Here is a 20,675-nt window from a genome sequence, read left to right on the forward strand (position 1 = left end):
TCGTTCGTTGAGTTCGTTTATCCGGTTTGTTCAATCCCGTCGAGCCATCGAGCCGCGGTACCGCGAGCCGTGAAGGCTTGCCTGTCGATCCTGCCATGAAGACCCGAATCGCTCTTGCTCAAATCAATGTCACCGTCGGCGACTTCGCCGGCAACGTCGCGAAGATCGTCGCCGCCGCGCGCGCCGCGCACAGCGATGGTGCGAAGCTGCTGGTCGCGCCTGAACTCGCTCTGTCGGGTTATCCGCCCGAAGACCTGCTGCTGCGCCCCGCGTTCTATACCGCGAGCGCGGCCGCGTTGGCCGATCTCGCCGCACAGTTGAAGCCGTTCACCGGTCTGCATGTGATCGTCGGCCATCCGCTGCGCGACGGGTCGGACAACCTCGCGCACCGCCCGGCGAACGGCCATGGTAATGCAAACGCGCCGATCGAGCGCGGCGTGCCGCCAGTCGATACGTTCAATGCGGCGTCGCTGATCGTCGACGGCGAAGTGAAGGGCACCTATCGCAAGCAGGATCTGCCGAACACCGAAGTGTTCGACGAGAAACGCTACTTCGCCTCCGACCCGCAGCCGTTCGTGTTCGAACTCGACGGCGTCAAGTACGGTGTCGTGATCTGCGAGGACGCGTGGCATGCGTCGGCCGCGCAGATGGCAAAGGCCGCGGGCGCGCAGGTGCTGCTGATTCCGAACGGCTCGCCGTACCACCTGAACAAGGAAGCGGTGCGCTTCGACATCCTGCGCGCGCGCATTCGCGAAACCGGTATTCCGATGGTCTACGTGAACATGGTCGGCGGCCAGGACGAACTCGTGTTCGATGGCGGTTCGTTCGTGCTCGACGCGCGGGGCGAACTCGTCGCGAAGCTCGCGCAGTTCGAGGAAGCCACGGCTGTCGTGGAGTTCGATGCTGGCACGCCGCTGCCGGCCGCGATCGCGCCGGAGCAGTCGATCGAAGCGCAGGTCTACGCGGCGCTCGTGATGGGCGTGCGCGACTACATCGGCAAGAACGGTTTTCCTGGTGCTTTGATCGGTCTGTCGGGCGGCGTCGATTCGGCGCTCGTGCTGGCCGTTGCATGCGATGCGCTCGGCGCCGACAAGGTACGCGCGGTGATGATGCCGTCGCGCTACACGGCCGATATCTCGACCAGCGACGCCGCCGAGATGGCGCGCCGCGTCGGCGTGCGTTACGACGAGATCGCGATCGCGCCGATGTTCGACGCATTCCGCGGCTCGCTCGCCGAGGAGTTCGCGGGCCGCGCCGAAGATGCGACCGAAGAGAACATTCAGGCGCGCATTCGCGGCACGCTGCTGATGGCGCTGTCGAACAAGTTCGGCTCGATCGTGCTGACCACCGGCAACAAGAGCGAGATGGCGGTCGGCTATTGCACGCTGTACGGCGACATGGCCGGCGGCTTCGCGGTGATCAAGGACATCGCGAAGACGCTCGTGTACCGGCTGTGCCGCTATCGGAACGCGGCCACCACGTTTGCCACGCGCGACGTGATTCCCGAGCGGATTCTGACGCGCGCGCCGTCCGCTGAGCTGCGCGAGAACCAGACCGACCAGGACAGCCTGCCCGAATACGAAGTACTCGACGCGATCATGCGCATGTATATGGAGGAGGACCGTTCGCTCGCGGAGATCATCGCGGCGGGTTATCAGGTCGACGACGTGAAGCGCGTCACGCGCCTGATCAAGATCAACGAGTACAAGCGCCGTCAGGCGCCGATCGGCATTCGCGTCACGCATCGCGCGTTCGGCCGCGACTGGCGTTATCCGATCACGTCGCGCTACACCGAACCGGTGGAGTGAAAGACGACACCCGCGCGCGGATGCCGCAATGCATCCGGCGCGGCGTAGAATAAAAATCATCCTTTTCCTTTCCACTCTTCCCATCAAGAGACGAGGTTCGCCATGAAGCGCATCACCGCAGTCATCAAACCGTTCAAACTCGACGAAGTGCGCGAGGCCCTCGCGGAAGTCGGCCTCACCGGCCTGACCGTTACCGAGGTCAAGGGGTTCGGCCGCCAGAAAGGGCATACCGAGCTCTATCGTGGTGCGGAATACGTGGTCGACTTTCTGCCGAAAGTGAAGATCGAAGTCGTGGTCGCGGACAGCCAGTGCGATCAGGTCATCGACGCGATCATCGGCGCGGCGCGTACCGGCAAGATCGGCGACGGCAAGATCTTCGTCGCGGACGTCGAGCGCGTCATCCGTATCCGTACCGGCGAAGAGAACGAAGCAGCGGTATAAGCCGACGCAATCACGCACCGGCCCGGTGCGCGCAACGGCAAAAACCGTGCGCCGAATAAAAAACGGTGCAATACCCTTGCGGATATTGCACCGATACGCGCCTCTCGCAGCAGCGTGAAAAAGATTCTCTCGAAGAAATTCGTGTTACACCCCGAGGGATATGACCCTCGGGGCGCACCGTTCGCTTAGAACGAGTGCTGGATACCTGCGTACACGCCGCTTTGCTGGCGGCCTTGCAGCGGGTTGTCCGTTGCAGCGGCGAAGCCCGCATTGTTCGCGTTCAGACCGAAGTTAGCATTGCGGCTGTTGCGCACCGTCGCTGCCTGCAGGTCGAGCAGCGTGCGCTTCGACAGGTTGTACGAACCGCCGATCGTGTAGATCGTCGCATTGCCCGCGCCGTTGTTGCCGTTCACGTGGTAGACCGCCGCGATCAGTGCTGCAGCCGGCGTTGCCTGCCACGTCACACCGCCCCATTCGTGATTGAGCGTGGTCGGCTGGCCGGGCATAACGCCCGTTGCGCCTGCCGAACGGACTGCCTGGTAAGCGGCCTGAATCTTGAACTGGCCGAGGAACACGTTCAGCAGAGCCGAGTACTCGCGCGATGCCGCGAATACGCCGTTGGCCGTGTTAGCCGTATTGATACCGTTGTTGGCGACCGGGCCACCCCACAACTGGCCGTTCGCCGGGTTGCGGATTTCGTCGTACAGACCGCGGACCTGGAAGAGCGCCGTCGTGTAGGTGACCTGCGCGCCAGCTTCGCGACCTTGCGGCGTCGAGCCGTTACCGTTCCAGCTCGTCGCGTTCGACAGCGCGTACTGACCGTAGAAGTCAAAGCCTGCGATCTTCGGCGATTGGTACGCGAAGTTGTTGCTCGACTGCGGCCAGTTGCGGCCACGCACCAGCGATGCCGACGACCAGTTCGACTGACCGAACGGGTCGAAGTCCCACACGCCGTTCGAGATGAAGAGCATGCGGCCCATCGTGAACGTACCGTACTGGTTGTTCGAAATACCGACCGTTGCCCAGCGATTGAAGAGACCGCCGCCGCCAGGACCTGCACCCGTCATCGTGTTGAACGCGCCTTCCAACTGGAACAGGATCTTGTTGCCGGCGCCAATGTCCTCGACACCCTTCATGCCCCACAGGCTGGTGCCCCAGTCGCCGCTTTCCGCCTTGAAGCGGTTCGAGCTGGTGTTGGCCGCGCCGTTGGCGTTAGCGCCGGTCGGGACGCCGGACATGTACTCGAGACCTGCATCCAAACGGCCATACAGCGTGACGCTACTCTGAGCGTGTGCAACAACGCCGGCCGACATCAGCGCAGCGACGAGCAAAGCTTTCTTCATCTTCTCCTCCATACCCTGTCAAAAAAAAGAAACCCAGTACTGCGAGTGGTGTTCGGACGCGATAAGCACCGAACAGAAAGCGGTACCAGGGGAGAGTGGCGGGTGGATAGGGATTCTCCTGCCATGACATGTAGCGTCGAGCTATCTTTGCGTCATGCCGATCCCACGCCGACCGGTTCTCCTCTGTGTTTTGAAGTGAAACTACTTTTAATCAACTTTGTTTTGGTACTTTGGTTACCAATTTATCAAAAATAACTTTAACTGGGAGAAGAAATTAGTACCGCCAACAGGGGGTGTCGCCAAATTGCAATACGAATGTGGGCTGGGACCCGAAGGAGTTCCTCGGGAAAAGGCGCAGAGCCTTGTCCGGCAAGGGAATCGCGGCTTGGAAGGGGTCGTATTAAGGATTGTCACTATTGACGAGTCAAAAGCGGCAGGTTAGGGCGAAAACTCGGTCTGAATGGCCCGTTTTGTGGGATTTTCGGCGCTTTTTCGTCGTTCGAATGGCCGGGCGGAAGGACATGGTGAAAACGAAAAAGGCGCTCGTAAGCGCCTTGTAAAACTACATTGACTACATTTTCTATGCCATTCGCATCATAAGTCGCGGGTAATTTTATTACTTGAGACTGCCCGACAGGAATTGCTTCAGACGTTCGCTCTTCGTGTTCCTGAACACTTCGTCGGGATGGCCTTCTTCCTCGACGCGGCCCTGGTGCAGAAACATCACGTGGTTCGACACGTTGCGCGCGAAGCCCATTTCGTGCGTGACGACGATCATCGTGCGGCCCTCCTCGGCGAGCTTCTGCATTACCTTCAGCACCTCGCCGACGAGCTCCGGGTCGAGCGCGGAGGTCGGCTCGTCGAACAGCATCACGTCGGGGTGCATCGCCAGCGCCCGCGCAATCGCGACACGCTGCTGCTGGCCGCCCGACAGATGCGACGGATACTGCTTCTCGAGACGCGGCGCGAGACCGACCTTCTCCAGATATTCGCGCGCGCGGTCCTCGGCTTCCTTGCGCTTCAGACCGAGCACATGCACCGGCGCCTCGATGATGTTCTCGAGCACGTTCATGTGCGACCACAGGTTGAAGTGCTGGAACACCATCGAAAGCTTGGTGCGCACACGCTGCAACTGCTTCGGGTCCGACACGCGCAACGCGCCGTCCCTGGCGGTCTGCGTGCGCACTTCCTCGCCGTCGACGAAAATGCGCCCCGCGTTCGGCTGTTCGAGAAAGTTGATGCAGCGGAGCATCGTGCTCTTGCCCGAACCGGACGAACCGATCACGCTGATCACGTCGCCGGCATTGGCTTTCAGCGACACGCCCTTGAGGACTTCGTTGTCGCCGTACTTTTTGTGAAGCTCGTCGACGAAGAGCTTCTGCTTCTTGGAGTTCATCAGGATCCTTAACGAGCTTGCTTGTCCAGGGACGCGCAGTTACTTGCCTTGCGGCCGCAGGTAAGCGAGCCAGCGACGCTCGGCGCGGCGGAACAGCCACACGAGCGCGAAAGAAATACACAGATACAGCAGCGCGGCGATGCTGAACGCATTGAACGACTGGTACGTCGCGGAGTTCACGTCGCGCGCGATCTTCAGGATGTCCGGCACCGTGGCCGTGAACGCGACGGTGGTCGCGTGCAGCATCAGGATCACTTCGTTGCTGTAGTAGGGCAGTGCGCGGCGCAGCGCCGACGGCAGAATCACGCGCCGGTACAGCGTGAACGACGACATGCCGTACGCGCGCGCCGCTTCGATCTCGCCGTAGGGCGTCGCCTTGATCGCGCCCGCGAAGATTTCGGTCGTGTACGCGCAGGTATTCAGCGTGAACGCGAGCAGCGTGCAGTGCATGCCATCGCGAAAGAACGCGTTGGTCAGCTCGTTGTTGCGGATGATCTCGAGGCTGTAGAGACCCGTGTAGCACAGCAGCAGCTGCACGTAGAGCGGCGTGCCGCGGAAGATATACGTATAGAGCCACACGAGGCCCGCGAGCCATTTCTTCTTCGACACGCGCGCAACCGCGAGCGGCACCGACAGGCAGAAGCCGAGGCCGATCGACACGACCAGCAGCCATAACGTGATCGCGACGCCGGTGAAGCGATAGCCGTCGGTGAACAGATAGTTGCGCCAGTATTGCTGAATGATCTCGATCATAGATCCGCCTTTCGCACGCCGGTCGAGTAACGCTTTTCGAGGTACATCAGCACGAAGTTCGACACGGTGGTGATGACGAGATAGATCGCCCCCGCGAGCAGGGTAAAGAAGAAGAACCGCAAGGTACCCTTGCCGGCGTCCTGCGAGGCCTTGACGACGTCGGCGAGACCGATGATCGACACGAGCGCGGTCGCCTTGACCATCACCTGCCAGTTATTGCCGATGCCCGGAAGCGCGAAGCGCATCATTTGCGGGAACATCACGCGCGAGAACACCTGCCAGCTCGTCATGCCGTAGGCGGCGCCCGCTTCGAGCTGGCCGCGCGGCACCGCGATAAACGCGCCGCGGAACGTCTCGGTGAAGTACGCGCCGTAGATGAAGCCGAGCACCGCGACGCCGGCCACGAACGGGTCGATGTCGATCTGCTCCCAGCCGAGCGCGTCGGTCAGGTTGTTCAGCCAGATCTGGATGCTATAGAACAGCAGCAGCATCAGCACGAGATCGGGCACGCCGCGCACGAGCGTCGTATACACCGTGCCGATGCCGTTCGACAGACGGTTCTTCGACAATTTCGCCGCCGCGCCGAGCAGGCCGAGCACGAACGCGAGCGCGAGCGAGAACACCGCCAGCTTGACGGTTTGCCAGGTGCCGCTGAGAAGCAGCGGGCCGTAGCCTTGAAGGAACATAGGTAGTCCACGACGATGCGCTACGCGCACCGCGAAAGACGCGGTCCGCGTAGCGCCGCGTCGGGGACGAGCGCCTGGCTCGCCGTGATCCGCAGCGCACAGCGTGCCGCTGTGCAAATCATGCTGCAGAAACGTTGGTGCTCCTGCAGCGCGCTTGTGGGACTTTCGTCTCGGATTGTTTTGAATCTACTGCCTGGTGAATCTACTGCCTGGTGTCGCCACCTTCGTTGCCGCTTTCACTGCCACCGGCACGAGCCGGCTTACCACGCAGTATCCTGCCTGTTTCGCTCAACGGCCGGGATAAATGTCGAAATCGAAGTACTGCTTTTCGAGCTTCTTGAACGTGCCGTCCTGATGAACCTCGGCGAGCGCCTGATTGAACTTCGCCTTCAGCTCGGCATCGCCCTTGCGCAGACCGATCGCGGTGCCTTCGCCGATCGTCTGCGGATCCTTCACTTCCGGACCGGCCCAGGAGAACCCTTTGCCGCGCGGCGTCTTCAGAAAACCGGCGTCGGCCTGCACTTCGTCCTGCAGCGCGGCGTCGAGGCGCCCCGACGCGAGATCCGCGTACACCTCGTCCTGATTCTGGTACGACACGACGAGCACGCCCTTCGGCTCCCACCAGGCCTTCGCGTACTGTTCCTGCGTCGAACCCTGCTCGACGCCGACGTGCTTGCCTTTCAGCGATTCAGGGGTGGGCCGAAGCGGCGAACCGGTTTTCGCAATCATGCGGGCGGGCGCGTCGAGCATCCTGTCGGAGAAGTCGATCTGCTCGCGGCGCTTATCGGTGACGCTCAGCGAGGAAACGATCGCGTCGAACTTGCGAGCTTTCAGCGCCGGGATGATGCCATCGAGATCCTGCGCGACCCACACGCACTTCACGTTCATCTTCGCGCACAGCGCGCGGGTCAGATCGGCATCGAAACCGACGATGTCGCCATCAGGCGCCTTCGATTCGAATGGCGGATAACTGGCGTCGACCCCGATGCGCACCGTTTTCCATTCTTTCGCCGTCGCGCCGGTGGCCATGACTGCCAGAGCCACGCACAGTGCGAACTTCTTCATGTTTCTCCTGAATCAAACTGATCGTCGTAATGACACGACTCGACGAGCACCGGCCGAGGGCAGACGGTCGCTATTCTAGGCGGTCAAAATTGCCGTGCCGCAGGGATTGTCGCCGCGCTCTGGTCGTCCTTGCGCGGGCGGTTCGTCCGACGTGGCGCGCCGGTCCGGCGCGTTCGGTGCTTATCGGGCGTGGCTCGCACGGTGTGGTGCCGAGTCGAAGCCCGTCGCGCACCGGTTGCGGCCCGCCCGCCGAGGCTTGCCGGCGCGGCCTGCACGTCCCGCGGACGTCCACGCGGCTTGAAAAGCGCGGTATTTTACCCGAAGAGCGGCAAGCTGCCAGCGCAGCGCGGCATCGAGCGGCAAGACGCCGTGCAACGCGTTGTGCGTGCGCGACGCCGGCGCGGTTTTGCGGGCGCCGGGCATCCGGGCGCCGGGCTGCCGGGCGCCGGGCTTTCCGCGCGATGGGCTCGCCGGTCGCGCGATTGCATGCAGCGATGGAACGCTGCGGTGCGATTGCGCACGATTGTTATAAGGGGGCGCAACCCCTACATTCCCGGCATCGCTCTGATTGATTACTTACCGGGAGACTTTCCATGATCGAGATTCGCCGCTCCGCAGAACGCGGTCACGCCAACCACGGCTGGCTCGACTCGTATCACAGCTTCTCGTTTGCCGATTACCGCGACCCCGAGCACGTGCACTTCGGGCCGCTGCGCGTGATCAACGAAGACCGCATCGCCGGCGGTCAGGGTTTCGGCGCGCACGGGCATCGCGACATGGAGATCGTCACGTATGTGCTCGAAGGCGCGCTCGCGCATCGCGACAGCATGGGCAATGGCTCGACGATCCGTCCCGGCGACGTGCAGCGCATGAGCGCGGGCACCGGCGTGCAGCATAGCGAGTTCAACGCGTCGCGCGACGAACTCGTGCACTTGCTGCAGATCTGGATCATCCCGCGCCGCGCGGGCGACCAGCCCGGCTACGAGGAAAAGCGCTTCGACGCCGACAGCAAGCGCGGCCGCCTGCGCGTGATCGCGTCGCCCGACGGCCGTGACGGCTCGGTGACGATCCATGCGGACGCGTCGATCTACGCGGGACTGTTCGACGGCGCCGAACACGCGACGTTCGCGCTGCCGGCGGGGCGCCTCGGCTATCTGCACGTCGCGCGCGGCACGCTGAGCGTGAACGGCACGGTGCTCGAGGCGGGCGATGCCGCGAAGCTCAGCGACGTCGACACGGTGACGCTGGAAAAGGGCGACGACGCGGAAGTGCTGCTGTTCGATCTGGGTCAGTTGAACGGCTGATTCAAGCAGTTGATTCGCGCGGGCCGCCGATCGAGCGGCGAGCAGCGCCAAACAGCAACGCCACGGAAAACCTCTTCCGTGGCGTTTTTCTATTAGCGAGGCGCCCTCCCTGGTCCGCCTCGCGAATGCGCCGCTTATTGATTGGCGGCCGGCGCCGACGCGGCGCCCTTGTGATGCTCCCACCGCTCGCGCATCTTCTCGTGACGCTGCTCCATCCGCGCGAAGCGCTGCTTCAGCGCCGTGCTGACGGTGGTCTTCTGCTGGTCGTTCAGGCCGTTATAGAACTTCAGCCACGCGTCGGTGGTTTGCTGACGCAGTTGCGCGTCCTTCTGCTCGATCTGCTGATGCGTCGCGGCCATCGCGTTCAGATCGAGGATCGGCTGTTGCTGTGCGGCCTTGAACTGGTCTTGAACCTGCTTGTGGTTGGCGCGCATCGCTTCGTGGTTCTGCTTCATCGTATCGAGCGCGTTTTGCCACAGCTTTTCCTGATCCGCGTTCAGCTTTAGCCGGTCGTGGAGTTGGGTCAGTTCCTTCATGAAGTGGCCATGCCAGCCGCCGGGCCCGCCGTGCGCCTGCTCGGCGGGTTGGGCGGCGTAAGCGGCGCCCGCGCCGATGGCGAGAGCGGTGGCAGCAACGGCGAGAACGCGCGACATCTTTTTGGTGGACATATGAGGCTCCTTGTAATGGAATAGCCGACGAAGCAACCGGTCTTTGGACTGCCTGCACTCGGTAAGGCACAGCGTAGAGAACCGGGTGCATCGCTGTGTTACGCGCCCGGACGCCGCTATTACCAGCAATTACGTGCGGCTTTCACCGTAACACCCGGTAACCCTTCAGACCGTTTGGAAAACGAAATCCCTTTTGGCTGCGCGTTAAACTTCATTCCATGGCTACTCAAATCCTGGTCGTCGACGACGACGTCGAACTGCGCGATCTGTTGCGCGACTATCTCGCCCGTCAGGGCATCGAAGTTTCGGTGCTGCACGACGCGGGCTCGCTCGAACGGCGCCTCGAGCGCGAGCGCCCCGACCTCATCGTGCTGGACCTGATGATGCCCGGCGTGGACGGCCTCACCGCGCTGCGCAAGCTGCGTGCGTCGGGCGACGATATCCCCGTCATCATGCTGACCGCGCGTGCGGACGACGTCGATCGTATCGTCGGGCTCGAACTCGGCGCGGACGATTACCTCGGCAAACCGTTCAATCCGCGCGAACTGCTCGCGCGCGTGCAGGCGGTGCTGCGGCGGCGCCGCACGCTGCCGTCGGCGGCCGCGCCCGAGCAGCGCGAGCCGTTCAGCTTCGGCCGCTTCACGCTGGATTTCCAGTCGCGCACGCTGCATCTCGAAGACAAGCCGCTCCCGCTGTCGGGCAGCGAGTTCGCGCTGCTGAAGATTTTCGTCAATCACCCCATGCGCACGCTCACGCGCGAGCGCCTGCTGGAACTGCTGCACGGTCCCGAGTACGACGGCACCGACCGCGGCATCGACGTGCAGGTGTGGCGCCTGCGTCGCATTCTCGAAACCGATCCATCCACGCCGCGCTTCATCCAGACCGTGCGCGGCCGTGGTTACGTGTTCGTGCCGGACGGCGAGCAGCATGCGTCGGCCCATTGATTCGCTGTTCGGGCGGCTCGCGCTGCTCGTCGTCGCGGTGCTGTTGCTGTCGCATTTCGCGTGGTACGCGCTGATGCGACTCGAACGTTCGCAACTGCAAACGCGCTACGCGGTCGAGGAAGCGACCTTCCTCGTCGACGCGGTGCGTCAGCACGTCGCCCGCACACCGGATCAACCGCTGCCGTCGCGTGTGAAGCTGGTCGACCCGGCGAGCCCGGACGTGCCGGCGGCCAGCGCTAACATGCCGCCGCCGCTCGCGCGTTTCGTCGAGGACGTGCGCGACCGCATGCCGGCCGACACCCAGGTGCGCGTCGGTCCGCCCGGCGCTCCGCCCATGCTATGGGTGCGCGCCGTGACCGATCAGAACTGGATCGTCGTGCCGGTGCAGCCGCTGCGCATGCCGCGCTCGCTCGACCGCACGGTCTTGTGGCTCGTCATCATTTTCTCGTTTGCGGTGATGGCGGCGCTGTTCGCTGCTTGGGCGCTACAGCGGCCGCTGCGCTTGCTCGCGCAGGCGGTGGCGCGCTTCGGTCGCGGGCTGCCGGTGCCACCGGTGCCCGAGCGCGGGCCGCGCGAGTTGCGGCAACTCACCCATGGCTTCAATCAGATGGTGCAGGAAGTCGCGCGCACCGAGAACGATCGCGCGGTGATGCTTGCCGGTGTCGCGCATGACCTGAAGACGCCGCTCGCGCGTCTGCGGCTGCGCGCCGAAATGATGGACGATGCGAAGACGCGCGACGGCGTCGTGCGCGACGTCGATTCGATGACGCATATCGTCGAGCAGTTCCTGCTGTTCGCGCACGACGGCGCGGACCGCAGCGAACCCGTGGAAGTGGATGCGCAGTGCGAACGTGTCGTGCGCAGCTATCGGGCGGTGGCCACCAGTGCGCCGACCGTGCACACGGAACTGAACGCGGGGCCGTCATTTCTGCTGCCGGCGGCCACGCTCGACCGGATTCTGTCGAATCTGATCGACAACGCGCATGCGTATGGCGCGCCGCCGGTGGTCGTCGCGACCGCGCGCACACCGCAGAGCTTTACGCTATCAATTAGCGACAGCGGCACGGGCATCGCCGCCCAGGACCTGATCAACGCGAGCCGGCCGTTCGTGCGGCTCGATCCGGCGCGAGGCGGCAACGGCCATAGCGGGCTGGGCCTTGCGATCGTCGAGCGGCTCGTGCGGCGCGCGGGCGGTGAATGGGAAATCGGCAATCATGGCGGCCGCGGTTTGCGGGTGTTGATGAGTTTTCCGTTCGACGTGCTGCCGCGGGTCGCGACCGCCTCGGAAAACGCCTGGTAGAAGCAGGGGTGTTGGAGTCGCGATGCGCGCGCGAGGCGTCGGCATCGCGAGCGGCGAGAGCTCAGTCCGAAAACAGCGTATTCAACGCGTTCGCCGTTTCGCTATCGACGGTATTCCACGTCACCGACTCCGCCTCGAAAATATAGTGCGTCGTATATTTGCCGAGGCGCGCGAGTATTTCCTCCTGAATCAGTTCCGGCGCGACCTCCAGTTTCAGATACCACGCGGTCGACGACAGACGCGTCTGGAACGCGCCGTATTCGGCGAGCAGATGGTCGAAAGCATCAGCGTCGTGATCGCGACAGACGATCACCAGATTTCCCTTCATGCGAATCTCCCGTTAGTGCGGTAGTGACAATCCGATATCAGGATTGATGATACCTGCTTCGTTGTGGGAGGCTCGGCGTCGTTTTCAGCGCGGGGCAGGGTGTCGGCGTGGGTTGGCTGAGCGGAGAGGGCGATACCGTCGCGCGCTGAATATTTCGGCGAGCGTCAGGCATTCACCAGGCATTCACCAGGCATTCACCAGGCATTCACCAGGCATTCACCGCGGTGCGCGTAGGCGGCGCCGTATCGTCGGGCGGCAGTGCTTCGGTGCGGTCGCGCCCGCCGGTCTTCGCCGCATACAGCGCGGTATCGGCGCGGCTCATGAGACGCTCGGGCAGATCGTCGGGCGACAGTTCGGTGATGCCGATGCTCACGCTCAGCCCCGCCGAGGCCGGCAGCTTCGGCGAGGGCACCGCTTTCAACCGCAGCCGCAGACGCTCGACGACTTCGCGCCCGCCCGTCAGATCGGTGGCCGGCAGCAGCAGGCCGAACTCTTCGCCGCCGAGCCGGCCGACCGCGTCGGAGCCACGCAGCTCGGCGCGACACGTATCGACGAAATGTTCGAGCGCGCGGTCGCCGGCGGCGTGGCCGAAGCGGTCGTTGATCTGCTTGAAGTGGTCGAGATCGGCGATCGCCATGCACAGCGGCTCGCGCCCCGCGTGCGCGCGATCGATCTCGTGGCGCAGCAGGTCGAGGAAATAGCGCCGCGACAGCGCGCCGGTCAGCGCATCGTGCCGCGCCTCCGCCGATAGCAGCGTATTGGCCGACTGCAACTGCTCGGCGAGATCGCGTGTCGCGCGATGGTGGCGCCGCTCGCGCACGTAGGACACGGTGATCACCCACGCGAGCGCGACGGTGCCGGCCAGCGTCAGGAACACCAGCAGGTGGTCGCGCTTGTGGTTGCGCAGCAGCTCCGGCCACGCGGCGAGCGGATCGACCAGGTGCGCGGAGAGACCCGAGTTCAGGCCGCCGCGGTTCTGATAGAGCGCCGGGGCCGGCCGTTCGATCATGCCGAACAGCTGCGCGGCGACCGACGCCGGCACCCACGGCGCCTGCTCACGCACTTGCGTGTCTTCGCGGATCAGCATGTCGGGGAACGTCTCCCGCCGGTAGATGATGCGCCGCTCGGCGGGGCTCATCAGCGTGACGCGCGAGTTCGGCAACGCGTGGCCTTCGAGCGCGCTGTTGTGCGCCATGATGATGACGCCGTTGTCGTCGGACACGAAGGTGCCCGCGTGCGCGACCCAGTGGCGCAACCGCGCGATGCCGACCTTCGCGACCACCGCGCCGACCAGCAGCCCGTCCGCGTACACCGGCGCGGCGATGAAGATGCCCGGCTCGCCGCTCGCGCGACCCACGCCGTAGGCTTCGGAGAATGCGCCGAGCAGCGCGTTGGTCAGATAGCCGCGCGCGCGCATGTCCACGCCGACGAACGATTGCTGCGCACCCTCGGGGTTCGACATCGTGCCGCTCGACGCGACGCAAATGCCGTTCGCGTTGACGATCCAGACCTGATCGAGCCCGGAGAAGCCCTGCGCTTCGTGCAGGAACCTGCTGACCCCGGCCATCTTCGGATCCTTGAGCAAGGCGGCTCGCAAGGCGGGTTCCCCCGCCTCGCTGTTCACGGCATAATTCTGCGATTGCACGAGGGCACGCTGGACCACGTCCATTTCGGCCATGGTTGCGGGGATGGCGCGGGACATCGCGAGGTCGCTGGCAATCACTTCAGCCATGTTGTCGACGATCGACGTGGACATTTGCCGCTGCGTGCGCAACGCCGCGTCCAGCTCTTGCTGTACCATCCGGTCCGCGACCATGCCAGCCACGAACCAGCAGACGAGTACGATCAGCACGAAGCTGACCGGCCCGGCTACCTGGCGCAAGGTTGTCCTGTTCATCGACCCTCTGATCCGTCTGGCTGTGACATGCAACTTGCTCGTTCGTGGGCAGCGCGCTCTCAACGCTGTGTCGTTATCTGCATCAGCTGCGGTTTCGTCCCGTCGCGAGCGACGTGCGCTGCGCCGTCGCCATGCCCGGGATGATCCGCTGATAAACAGGTACGTCGTTTCCCGATTTTAACCGTCGCGGGGCACGATGCCACCGTTATTGCTGGGATGCCGCCTGCATATGCCGCGCCGATCAGGTTCTTAACGGCAGCCGCGCCGCTTTCTTGATAGCTGTGCGGGCCAATGAAGCGATCGAGCGACGATGGCCGGGGGCGATGCGCCGATGTGGCTTGCGCGCCACGCCGCGAGACGGCCTCGCGACGTGTCACGCTGAAGCACGCGGCAGCAGGGTACAGTGCGGCGCGGCGACGCGTGCCGGGGCTTGCTGAAGCCTTACGCCACGGCCTCGCGAGGCCGTATCGCAATTTGCGGCGAAAGGTTGTGCCTGAAACATAGGATGGTGTAGTGTCGTGCCGTCCAAAACGAGAAAAGCCCGCCAGCCCTCGGGCGGCGCCCGCGGCGACAGGAGTTCGGCGTGATGGTTGTGGTCGTGGGCGACGCGTTCACGAACCAGTCCATTGCCGGACCATGTGTCTCCAACGCTAACGATTTACCACGCACGCGCGTTTTGCCATGCCTGATTTCCGCTTTCCGGACCGACCCATAGACCGCCGCGGAGCAGCCGCGGCCTCCTTCGAGCGTTCGAATGCCTGTTTGAAGAGGGAGGGCATCTGATGGATTTCAGCTTCAACCTGAACCGCACCGCCAATGCGTCGGCATGGCGCGTGTTGCCCAACCGCTGGGACTTCGTCGCGTTCCCGCTGATCATCTGCCTGATCGCGATGGCGTCGATCGGCTTTCACGAGACGCTCGCGCCGATGTCGACGCTAAAGACGCAGGCGATCTCGCTCGATCCGGCCAACCTGCCCGAGTACGCGATGCGCACCACGCTGCGCATGCTCGCGGCGATGGTCGCGTCGCTGATCTTCACGCTGGTCTACGGGACGCTGGCCGCCAAGAGCCGCCGCGCCGGTCTCGTGCTGGTGCCGATCCTCGACATCCTGCAGTCCGTGCCGGTGCTCGGCTACATCTCGTTCACGGTCACGTTCTTCCTCGCGATGTTCCCGGGGCGCGTGCTCGGCGCCGAACTCGCCGCGATCTTCGCGATCTTCACGAGCCAGGCGTGGAACATGACGTTCAGCTTCTATCAGTCGCTGCGCACGGTGCCGCGCGATCTCGACGAAGTCTCGCGCGGCTTTCATCTGACTTCATGGCAGCGCTTCTGGAAACTCGAAGTGCCGTTCTCGATGCCCGGCCTGATCTGGAACATGATGATGTCGATGTCGGGCGGCTGGTTCTTCGTCGTGGCTTCCGAAGCGATCACGGTCGGCAATCATACGATTACGCTGCCGGGCATCGGCGCCTACCTGGCGCAGGCGATCAGCGACAAGAACCTGCACGCGATCGGCTGGGTCATCCTCGCGATGACGGTCGTGATTCTCGCCTACGACCAGTTGCTGTTCCGGCCGCTCGTCGCGTGGGCGGACAAGTTCCGCATGGAGTTCACGAGTTCGGGCGATGCGCCGGAATCGTGGCTGCTCGACCTGATCCGCCGCACGCGGCTGATTCACCGGTTGCTCGTGCCGCTCGGCTGGATGTTCGCGCGCGCGGCTCGGGTGCGCTTCCAACTGCCGGCGTTCAGCGCGCCGCGCTTTCACATCCCGCAGCGCGAGAAGAACTCGAAGCTCGGCGACTTCATCTGGGCGGCGATCGTGCTGCTCGCCACGGTGTATGTGGTGTACCGCGTGTTCCTGTATGTGCGTACCGGCGTGACGCTCGACGAGATCGGCCACGTGTTCGTGCTGGGCCTGATCACGCTCCTGCGCGTGGTCGTGCTGATCGCGATCGCTTCCGTGATCTGGGTGCCCGTCGGCGTGCTGATTGGCCTGCGCCCCGCGCTCGCGGAAAAGATGCAGCCACTCGCGCAGTTCCTCGCGGCGTTCCCGGCGAATTTGCTGTTCCCGGTTTTCGTGATCGCGATCGTGCGCTTTCACCTGAATCCGGACATTTGGCTATCGCCGCTGATCGTGCTCGGCACGCAGTGGTATATCCTGTTCAACGTGATTGCAGGTGCAAGCTCGTATCCGAACGACTACCGCGAGGCGGCCAAGAATTTCCACATTCGCGGCTGGCAGTGGTGGCGTCAGGCGATGCTGCCGGGCATTTTTCCGTACTACGTGACCGGTGCGATCACCGCGTCGGGCGGCGCGTGGAACGCGAGCATCGTTGCCGAGTTCGTGCAGTGGGGCGATACCAAGGTCGCCGCGCATGGCCTCGGCGCCTATATCGCGCAGACTACCGCGGCGGGCGACTATCCGAAGATCATCGTGGGCATCGCCGTGATGTCCCTGTTCGTGACCCTGTTCAACCGTCTGCTGTGGCGTCCGATGTACGCCTACGCCGAGGGCAAGCTCCGTCTAGATTGAGAAATGAAGGCTTAACGCGATGCAAAATCCTAAAGCTGCTATGACCGCCGCGCCGATCCAGACGCCGCCGAAGCCCCCGCGCCTCGGCGAGGAAATCCTGCGCGTGAAGGACGTGTGCCGCGGCTTCAACAAGACGCAGGGCGAACTGCTCGTCCTCGACGACGCGAATCTGTCGCTGCGCGAGGGCGAGATCGTCGGCCTGCTTGGCCGTTCGGGCTCGGGCAAGTCGACGCTGTTGCGCATCATCGCCGGTCTGATCGAGCCGACCGACGGCGAAGTCACGTACATGGGCAAGCCGCTCGCAGGCCCGGCCAAGGGTGTCGCGATGGTGTTCCAGACCTTCGCGCTGTTTCCGTGGCTGACCGTGCTGCAGAACGTGGAAGCGGGTCTCGAGGCGCAAGGCGTCGGTGCGTCGGAGCGGCGCACGCGCGCGCTCGCCGCGATCGACCTGATCGGCCTCGACGGCTTCGAAAACGCGTATCCGCGCGAGTTGTCGGGCGGCATGCGCCAGCGCGTCGGCTTTGCGCGCGCGCTCGTCGTCGATCCGACGCTGCTGCTGATGGACGAGCCGTTCTCCGCGCTCGACGTGCTGACCGCCGAAACGCTGCGTACCGACCTGCTCGATCTGTGGACGCAGGGGCGCATGCCGATCAAGGCGGTGCTGATCGTGACGCACAACATCGAGGAAGCGGTGTTCATGTGCGACCGCATTCTGGTGCTGTCGTCGAACCCGGGCCGCGTGATCGCTGAGATCAAGGTGCCGTTCAAGCATCCGCGCAACCGTCTGGACCCGGCATTTCGCCGCCTCGTCGACGAGATCTACGCGAAGATGACCGCGCGTCAGACCGACGAAAAGACCAAGAAGGGGCTGGAGCTCGGTAGCTGGCTGCCGCACGTGTCGACCAACCTGATGGCCGGTCTGATCGAAACGCTCGCCGCCGCGCCGTATCACGGCCGCGCGGACATGCCGGAAATCGCGCGCTCGCTGCATCTGGAGGTCGACGATCTGTTCCCGATCGCCGAAGTGCTGCAGCACCTCGGTTTCGCCGACGTGCGCGAGGGCGACATTTTCCTGACGCCGCCGGCGCGCGTGTTCTCCGAGTTCGGCACGCAGGAACGGAAGATGATGTTCGCCGAGCATCTGCTGCGGCACGTGCCGCTCGCGGCGCGGATCAAGAAGGTGTTGAACGAGCGGCCCGGACATCGCGCGCCGCGCGTGCGTTTCGAGCAGGAGCTCGAGGACTTCCTGTCGGACAGCGCGGCGGAAGAGACGCTCGACGCGGTCATCAACTGGGGCCGTTACGGCGAGATCTTTTCGTATAACGACCAGACCGAAATCTTCAGTCTGGAAGACGTGGAGTCTTAAGCCTGGGTTGCCGCGGAAACGACTGCGGTTCAGACAAAAAAGCGGCGAGGAAAACCTCGCCGCTTTTTTATTGCAGATTGCCCCAGCGTGCAACCGCCGGCTCGGCCGTCGCCCACTTCCAACCCTTGTCCTGCTGGCACGCGCTCGCCGTGAACCACCTCTCGGGCGCGTTCGGGCCGTCGCCGTCCTGCACCGAGAACACGAAATCCTTGCACAGCGCGAGCGCCGAGCTGAACGCGCGGGTCACGCGTACCTCGCCATGGCCGTTTTCGATCGGCAAGGTGTGCTTGACCGACCACGGTTTCGTTTCGCCGACCGGCATCGTGCCGACCAGCGCCGCCATCAGATCCTGCTGATCCTTGTGCATGCTGCGCATGTAGCGCGCGACCGCTTCGTCGGTCGCGGCCTGCACGGCCACGCCGACGCCGAGCGCGACGGCCGGATTGCTGGTCACGAGGCCCGACGCGACACCCGCCGCCGCGCCGCTCGCGGCGCCGATCGACGCGCAGCCGCTCGCCAGCAGGCTCGCGCCGACGCATAGCGCGCCAGCCGCGATGAGCCGCATCCGATCACCCATCGGACCGCCAAGCGAACGCAATTTCATTGCAGCGCACCCCAGCGCTCGGTGGCGGGTTCGGCCGATGCCCAACGCCAGTCCTGACCATCACGGCAAACCGATGCGATGTAGAACGCGCTGCTCGCGGGCTTGTCGCGCGTTGCGTTTTGATCGACGGAAAAGACGATTTCCTTGCAGTCGAGCGGGCCGGTGCTGATCAGACGGCTGACGGTCACGCGGCCGTGTTCGTCGTCTTCGATTGGGAAAGAGTGGGTGATGCTCCACGGGGCGACCGCGCCGACCTCGAGCGGACCGGCCGCCTGCGCGATGCTGTTCTGCGTATTCGTGTGAACTACGCGCTCCGAGTACTGCACACCGGCGCGCGCGGCGGCGACCGCGCCAAGACCGATACCGGTCGCGACCGCCGCATTGCTGGTGACCTTGTTGGCGACCGCGGCGCCCGCGACACCGGCGCCCGCGACCGCGCCTTCCGTGTACAACGAACTGCAGCCGCTCAATGCCGACGAAACCGCCAGCGCCAGCGCGATCAGCGCTGTTACGTGGGGGCGTTTGCCAGCGACAACGGACTTCGCGTTGACAGCCCACACCATGTTCTTTTGCATTTCTCCCGTCCCTGCCCGTACAGGTGCCTGCGTTCACGCTTCGCGCGTGTAAACGAAGGACACGTCGTTCATTACGCAGCGGCATTGTGCAGGATGCGTTTTGTAATTGGCAGCGAAAAAATGCAAGAAATTGCAAAACATCGTGCGCTGCGATGTTTTCTGTCGCATGGGCGGGCTTACCTGGCTCTGCCAGGTATTGGGGACATCAGGTGAATTTGCCGTCGGCGTGAGACGTTGAGCAGGTGAATTCGGTGCCGCGAAACGCGCGGCGAAAGGATCATGACGAACAGCGCAACAGCTGGCCGCCGCCATCGGCGGACGGCTCGGGTTGCACCGTGCCTATGAGTCGGCTTCGTCTTCCCCGCTTTCGTCGCCGTATGCGCTCAGCCGGTTGTACAGCGTTTTGAGGCTCACGCCGAGCGCTTTGGCAGCGCGTCGCTTGTCGCCGCCGCAGTACTTGAGGGTGCCGAGAATGATCTGCTTCTGCGCGTCGGCGAGCGGCGTGCCGATCCACACGCTCATCGCGTCGCCTTGCGTGACCGCTTTCTTGACTCGCGACGCAAGATGCGGATGCGGCAATTCAACCGTCTTTTCCGCGAGAATGAACGCGCGATATACGGCGTTCTTCAACTCGCGCACGTTGCCCGGCCACGACCATGAACGCAGCGTTTCGATCGAGCGTTTGCTGAAGCTCTTGTTGGTGCCTTCCTGCTGATTCAATTGCGCGAGGAAGTGTTGCGCGAGCAGTTCGCGATCGTTTTCGCGCTCGCGCAGCGGCGGCGCGCGCAGCGGAAACACCGCGAGCCGGTACATCAGATCCTCGCGCAAGCCGTTTTCCTTGACGGCTACGGCGGGGTCGCGATTGGTCGCGGCGATCACGCGCACGTTGCCGCTGATCAACTCGTTGCCGCCGACGCGATAGAACGTGCCGGTTTCGAGCGCGCGCAGCAGCTTGACCTGGCGCACCGGCGCCATTTCGGTGATTTCGTCCAGAAACAGCGTGCCGCCGTTCGCATGTTCGAAGTAGCCGACGCGGCCCTGGACCGCACCGGTGAAGCTGCCTTTTTCGTGGCCGAACAGTTCGGCTTCGATCAGCTCGTCGGGAATCGCGCCGCAGTTCACGGCGACGAACGCGCCGTCCTTGCGGCCGCTGCGCTCGTGAATGGTGCGGGCGATCAGCTCCTTGCCGGTGCCCGATTCGCCGATGATCAGCGCGGTCGCGTCGGTATCGGCGACGCGTTCGATCTGCTCGTACAGATCGAGCATTACCGGCGACGAGCCGTACAGCAGCCCGTACGATTTCAGTCCCGCGACGGCGTCCGCGACGCGCTGCTTCGCTTGTGGCGAAGCATTGCCACCGGCGGACACGGTGGGCGAGTCCAGATCGATTGACGCCATAAAAAGGGAAGTCCTGTGCAAATGGAGTTCGTGTTGCGGCGCGCAGGCCTTGAATGCGATAGACCGTACAGCCACTATCTCATAAAAGACGATTTAACCACTTCGACACTGATTCCGGCAATCGAACTGGCAGCCGCTGAAATAGCCGTGCGAGCAATCGGTCGAAAGTGCGCGAAATTGGCTTTATCAGCGCGCTGGAGCGGTAAATATACCGGGCACATGCATTGCATCATTGACCGTTTGATCGAGTCGTGCGAGGTTTGAC

The 20,675-nt window shown here is 63.8% G+C and carries 18 protein-coding genes; 7 read left to right on the forward strand and 11 right to left on the reverse strand.

The window, feature by feature from the left end; all coding sequences use genetic code 11:
• Positions 1-95 precede the first annotated feature (95 nt).
• Together HDG32_RS08545 and glnK are read left to right on the forward strand one after the other, a co-directional pair.
• Positions 96-1,808: an NAD+ synthase gene (locus tag HDG32_RS08545; RefSeq protein WP_184065499.1), complete on the forward strand. Its 1,713-nt coding sequence runs from the start codon at positions 96-98 to the stop codon at positions 1,806-1,808.
• Between the two features lie 102 nt (positions 1,809-1,910).
• Positions 1,911-2,249 (forward strand): P-II family nitrogen regulator, encoded by a 339-nt coding sequence (glnK, locus tag HDG32_RS08550; protein ID WP_013088783.1) that lies wholly within the window; start codon positions 1,911-1,913, stop codon positions 2,247-2,249.
• Between the two features lie 185 nt (positions 2,250-2,434).
• On the opposite strand, the gene HDG32_RS08555 is transcribed toward glnK, so the two are convergent.
• The 5 genes from HDG32_RS08555 to HDG32_RS08575 all read right to left on the reverse strand — a co-directional run bounded on the left by HDG32_RS08555 (position 2,435) and on the right by HDG32_RS08575 (position 7,492).
• Positions 2,435-3,592, reverse strand: coding sequence for a porin (locus HDG32_RS08555; protein WP_184065502.1), 1,158 nt, complete (start codon positions 3,590-3,592; stop codon positions 2,435-2,437).
• 616 nt (positions 3,593-4,208) lie between these two features.
• Positions 4,209-4,988, reverse strand: coding sequence for an ABC transporter ATP-binding protein (locus tag HDG32_RS08560; RefSeq protein WP_184021339.1), 780 nt, complete (start codon positions 4,986-4,988; stop codon positions 4,209-4,211).
• Positions 4,989-5,027: 39 nt separating this feature from the next.
• Entirely contained in the window at positions 5,028-5,741 is a 714-nt protein-coding gene (locus tag HDG32_RS08565) for an ABC transporter permease (RefSeq protein ID WP_184065505.1), read from the reverse strand.
• Entirely contained in the window at positions 5,738-6,427 is a 690-nt protein-coding gene (locus tag HDG32_RS08570) for an ABC transporter permease (protein ID WP_184007926.1), read from the reverse strand. Before HDG32_RS08570 ends, HDG32_RS08565 begins: the two co-directional genes overlap by 4 nt.
• Positions 6,428-6,715: 288 nt before the next feature.
• Positions 6,716-7,492, reverse strand: coding sequence for an ABC transporter substrate-binding protein (locus HDG32_RS08575; protein WP_184065508.1), 777 nt, complete (start codon positions 7,490-7,492; stop codon positions 6,716-6,718).
• Positions 7,493-8,085: 593 nt separating this feature from the next.
• Here HDG32_RS08575 and HDG32_RS08580 point away from each other — a divergent pair.
• Positions 8,086-8,796, forward strand: coding sequence for a pirin family protein (locus tag HDG32_RS08580; protein WP_184065511.1), 711 nt, complete (start codon positions 8,086-8,088; stop codon positions 8,794-8,796).
• 134 nt (positions 8,797-8,930) lie between these two features.
• On the opposite strand, the gene HDG32_RS08585 is transcribed toward HDG32_RS08580, so the two are convergent.
• Positions 8,931-9,464, reverse strand: coding sequence for a periplasmic heavy metal sensor (locus HDG32_RS08585; RefSeq protein WP_184045708.1), 534 nt, complete (start codon positions 9,462-9,464; stop codon positions 8,931-8,933).
• Between the two features lie 218 nt (positions 9,465-9,682).
• Here HDG32_RS08585 and HDG32_RS08590 point away from each other — a divergent pair, with 218 nt between their 5' ends.
• Both HDG32_RS08590 and HDG32_RS08595 read left to right on the forward strand, forming a co-directional pair.
• Positions 9,683-10,408, forward strand: a complete 726-nt coding sequence (locus tag HDG32_RS08590; RefSeq protein WP_184065514.1) for a response regulator — start codon at positions 9,683-9,685, stop codon at positions 10,406-10,408.
• Positions 10,392-11,708: an ATP-binding protein gene (locus HDG32_RS08595; RefSeq protein ID WP_090803562.1), complete on the forward strand. Its 1,317-nt coding sequence runs from the start codon at positions 10,392-10,394 to the stop codon at positions 11,706-11,708. Before HDG32_RS08590 ends, HDG32_RS08595 begins: the two co-directional genes overlap by 17 nt.
• 61 nt (positions 11,709-11,769) lie before the next feature.
• On the opposite strand, the gene HDG32_RS08600 is transcribed toward HDG32_RS08595, so the two are convergent.
• Both HDG32_RS08600 and HDG32_RS08605 read right to left on the reverse strand, forming a co-directional pair.
• Positions 11,770-12,036 (reverse strand): hypothetical protein, encoded by a 267-nt coding sequence (locus HDG32_RS08600; RefSeq protein WP_018419782.1) that lies wholly within the window; start codon positions 12,034-12,036, stop codon positions 11,770-11,772.
• Positions 12,037-12,241: 205 nt separating this feature from the next.
• The gene (locus HDG32_RS08605) at positions 12,242-13,933 is read right to left on the reverse strand and encodes a sensor domain-containing diguanylate cyclase (RefSeq protein WP_184065517.1); all 1,692 of its coding nucleotides are present in this window, start codon (positions 13,931-13,933) and stop codon (positions 12,242-12,244) included.
• Positions 13,934-14,715: 782 nt separating this feature from the next.
• On the opposite strand from HDG32_RS08605, the gene HDG32_RS08610 reads away from it, so the two are divergent.
• Positions 14,716-16,467 (forward strand): ABC transporter permease subunit, encoded by a 1,752-nt coding sequence (locus HDG32_RS08610; RefSeq protein WP_184065520.1) that lies wholly within the window; start codon positions 14,716-14,718, stop codon positions 16,465-16,467.
• A 19-nt stretch (positions 16,468-16,486) separates the two neighbouring features.
• Entirely contained in the window at positions 16,487-17,833 is a 1,347-nt protein-coding gene (locus tag HDG32_RS08615) for an AAA-associated domain-containing protein (protein ID WP_026225663.1), read from the forward strand.
• A 67-nt stretch (positions 17,834-17,900) separates the two neighbouring features.
• Here the strand turns inward: HDG32_RS08615 and HDG32_RS08620 are convergent, their stop codons facing one another.
• The 3 genes from HDG32_RS08620 to HDG32_RS08630 all read right to left on the reverse strand — a co-directional run bounded on the left by HDG32_RS08620 (position 17,901) and on the right by HDG32_RS08630 (position 20,410).
• Positions 17,901-18,437: a hypothetical protein gene (locus tag HDG32_RS08620; protein WP_184065524.1), complete on the reverse strand. Its 537-nt coding sequence runs from the start codon at positions 18,435-18,437 to the stop codon at positions 17,901-17,903.
• The gene (locus HDG32_RS08625) at positions 18,434-19,012 is read right to left on the reverse strand and encodes a hypothetical protein (protein WP_184065527.1); all 579 of its coding nucleotides are present in this window, start codon (positions 19,010-19,012) and stop codon (positions 18,434-18,436) included. Before HDG32_RS08625 ends, HDG32_RS08620 begins: the two co-directional genes overlap by 4 nt.
• A 339-nt stretch (positions 19,013-19,351) precedes the next feature.
• A complete protein-coding gene (locus tag HDG32_RS08630; protein WP_184065530.1) occupies positions 19,352-20,410 on the reverse strand; it encodes a sigma-54-dependent Fis family transcriptional regulator in 1,059 nt (352 codons plus the stop codon).
• Between the last annotated feature and the right edge of the window lie 265 nt (positions 20,411-20,675).

The organism is Paraburkholderia sp. CI2 (assembly GCF_014201055.1).
Classification (GTDB): domain Bacteria; phylum Pseudomonadota; class Gammaproteobacteria; order Burkholderiales; family Burkholderiaceae; genus Paraburkholderia; species Paraburkholderia tuberum.

Coding starts and splice junctions, on each gene's coding strand:
- HDG32_RS08545 (WP_184065499.1), top strand. CDS start 96: ATGAAGACCCGAATCGCTCTTGCTCAAATCAATGTCACCGTCGGCGAC.
- glnK (WP_013088783.1), top strand. CDS start 1,911: ATGAAGCGCATCACCGCAGTCATCAAACCGTTCAAACTCGACGAAGTG.
- HDG32_RS08555 (WP_184065502.1), bottom strand. CDS start 3,592: ATGAAGAAAGCTTTGCTCGTCGCTGCGCTGATGTCGGCCGGCGTTGTT.
- HDG32_RS08560 (WP_184021339.1), bottom strand. CDS start 4,988: ATGAACTCCAAGAAGCAGAAGCTCTTCGTCGACGAGCTTCACAAAAAG.
- HDG32_RS08565 (WP_184065505.1), bottom strand. CDS start 5,741: ATGATCGAGATCATTCAGCAATACTGGCGCAACTATCTGTTCACCGAC.
- HDG32_RS08570 (WP_184007926.1), bottom strand. CDS start 6,427: ATGTTCCTTCAAGGCTACGGCCCGCTGCTTCTCAGCGGCACCTGGCAA.
- HDG32_RS08575 (WP_184065508.1), bottom strand. CDS start 7,492: ATGAAGAAGTTCGCACTGTGCGTGGCTCTGGCAGTCATGGCCACCGGC.
- HDG32_RS08580 (WP_184065511.1), top strand. CDS start 8,086: ATGATCGAGATTCGCCGCTCCGCAGAACGCGGTCACGCCAACCACGGC.
- HDG32_RS08585 (WP_184045708.1), bottom strand. CDS start 9,464: ATGTCCACCAAAAAGATGTCGCGCGTTCTCGCCGTTGCTGCCACCGCT.
- HDG32_RS08590 (WP_184065514.1), top strand. CDS start 9,683: ATGGCTACTCAAATCCTGGTCGTCGACGACGACGTCGAACTGCGCGAT.
- HDG32_RS08595 (WP_090803562.1), top strand. CDS start 10,392: ATGCGTCGGCCCATTGATTCGCTGTTCGGGCGGCTCGCGCTGCTCGTC.
- HDG32_RS08600 (WP_018419782.1), bottom strand. CDS start 12,036: ATGAAGGGAAATCTGGTGATCGTCTGTCGCGATCACGACGCTGATGCT.
- HDG32_RS08605 (WP_184065517.1), bottom strand. CDS start 13,933: ATGAACAGGACAACCTTGCGCCAGGTAGCCGGGCCGGTCAGCTTCGTG.
- HDG32_RS08610 (WP_184065520.1), top strand. CDS start 14,716: ATGGATTTCAGCTTCAACCTGAACCGCACCGCCAATGCGTCGGCATGG.
- HDG32_RS08615 (WP_026225663.1), top strand. CDS start 16,487: ATGCAAAATCCTAAAGCTGCTATGACCGCCGCGCCGATCCAGACGCCG.
- HDG32_RS08620 (WP_184065524.1), bottom strand. CDS start 18,437: ATGAAATTGCGTTCGCTTGGCGGTCCGATGGGTGATCGGATGCGGCTC.
- HDG32_RS08625 (WP_184065527.1), bottom strand. CDS start 19,012: ATGCAAAAGAACATGGTGTGGGCTGTCAACGCGAAGTCCGTTGTCGCT.
- HDG32_RS08630 (WP_184065530.1), bottom strand. CDS start 20,410: ATGGCGTCAATCGATCTGGACTCGCCCACCGTGTCCGCCGGTGGCAAT.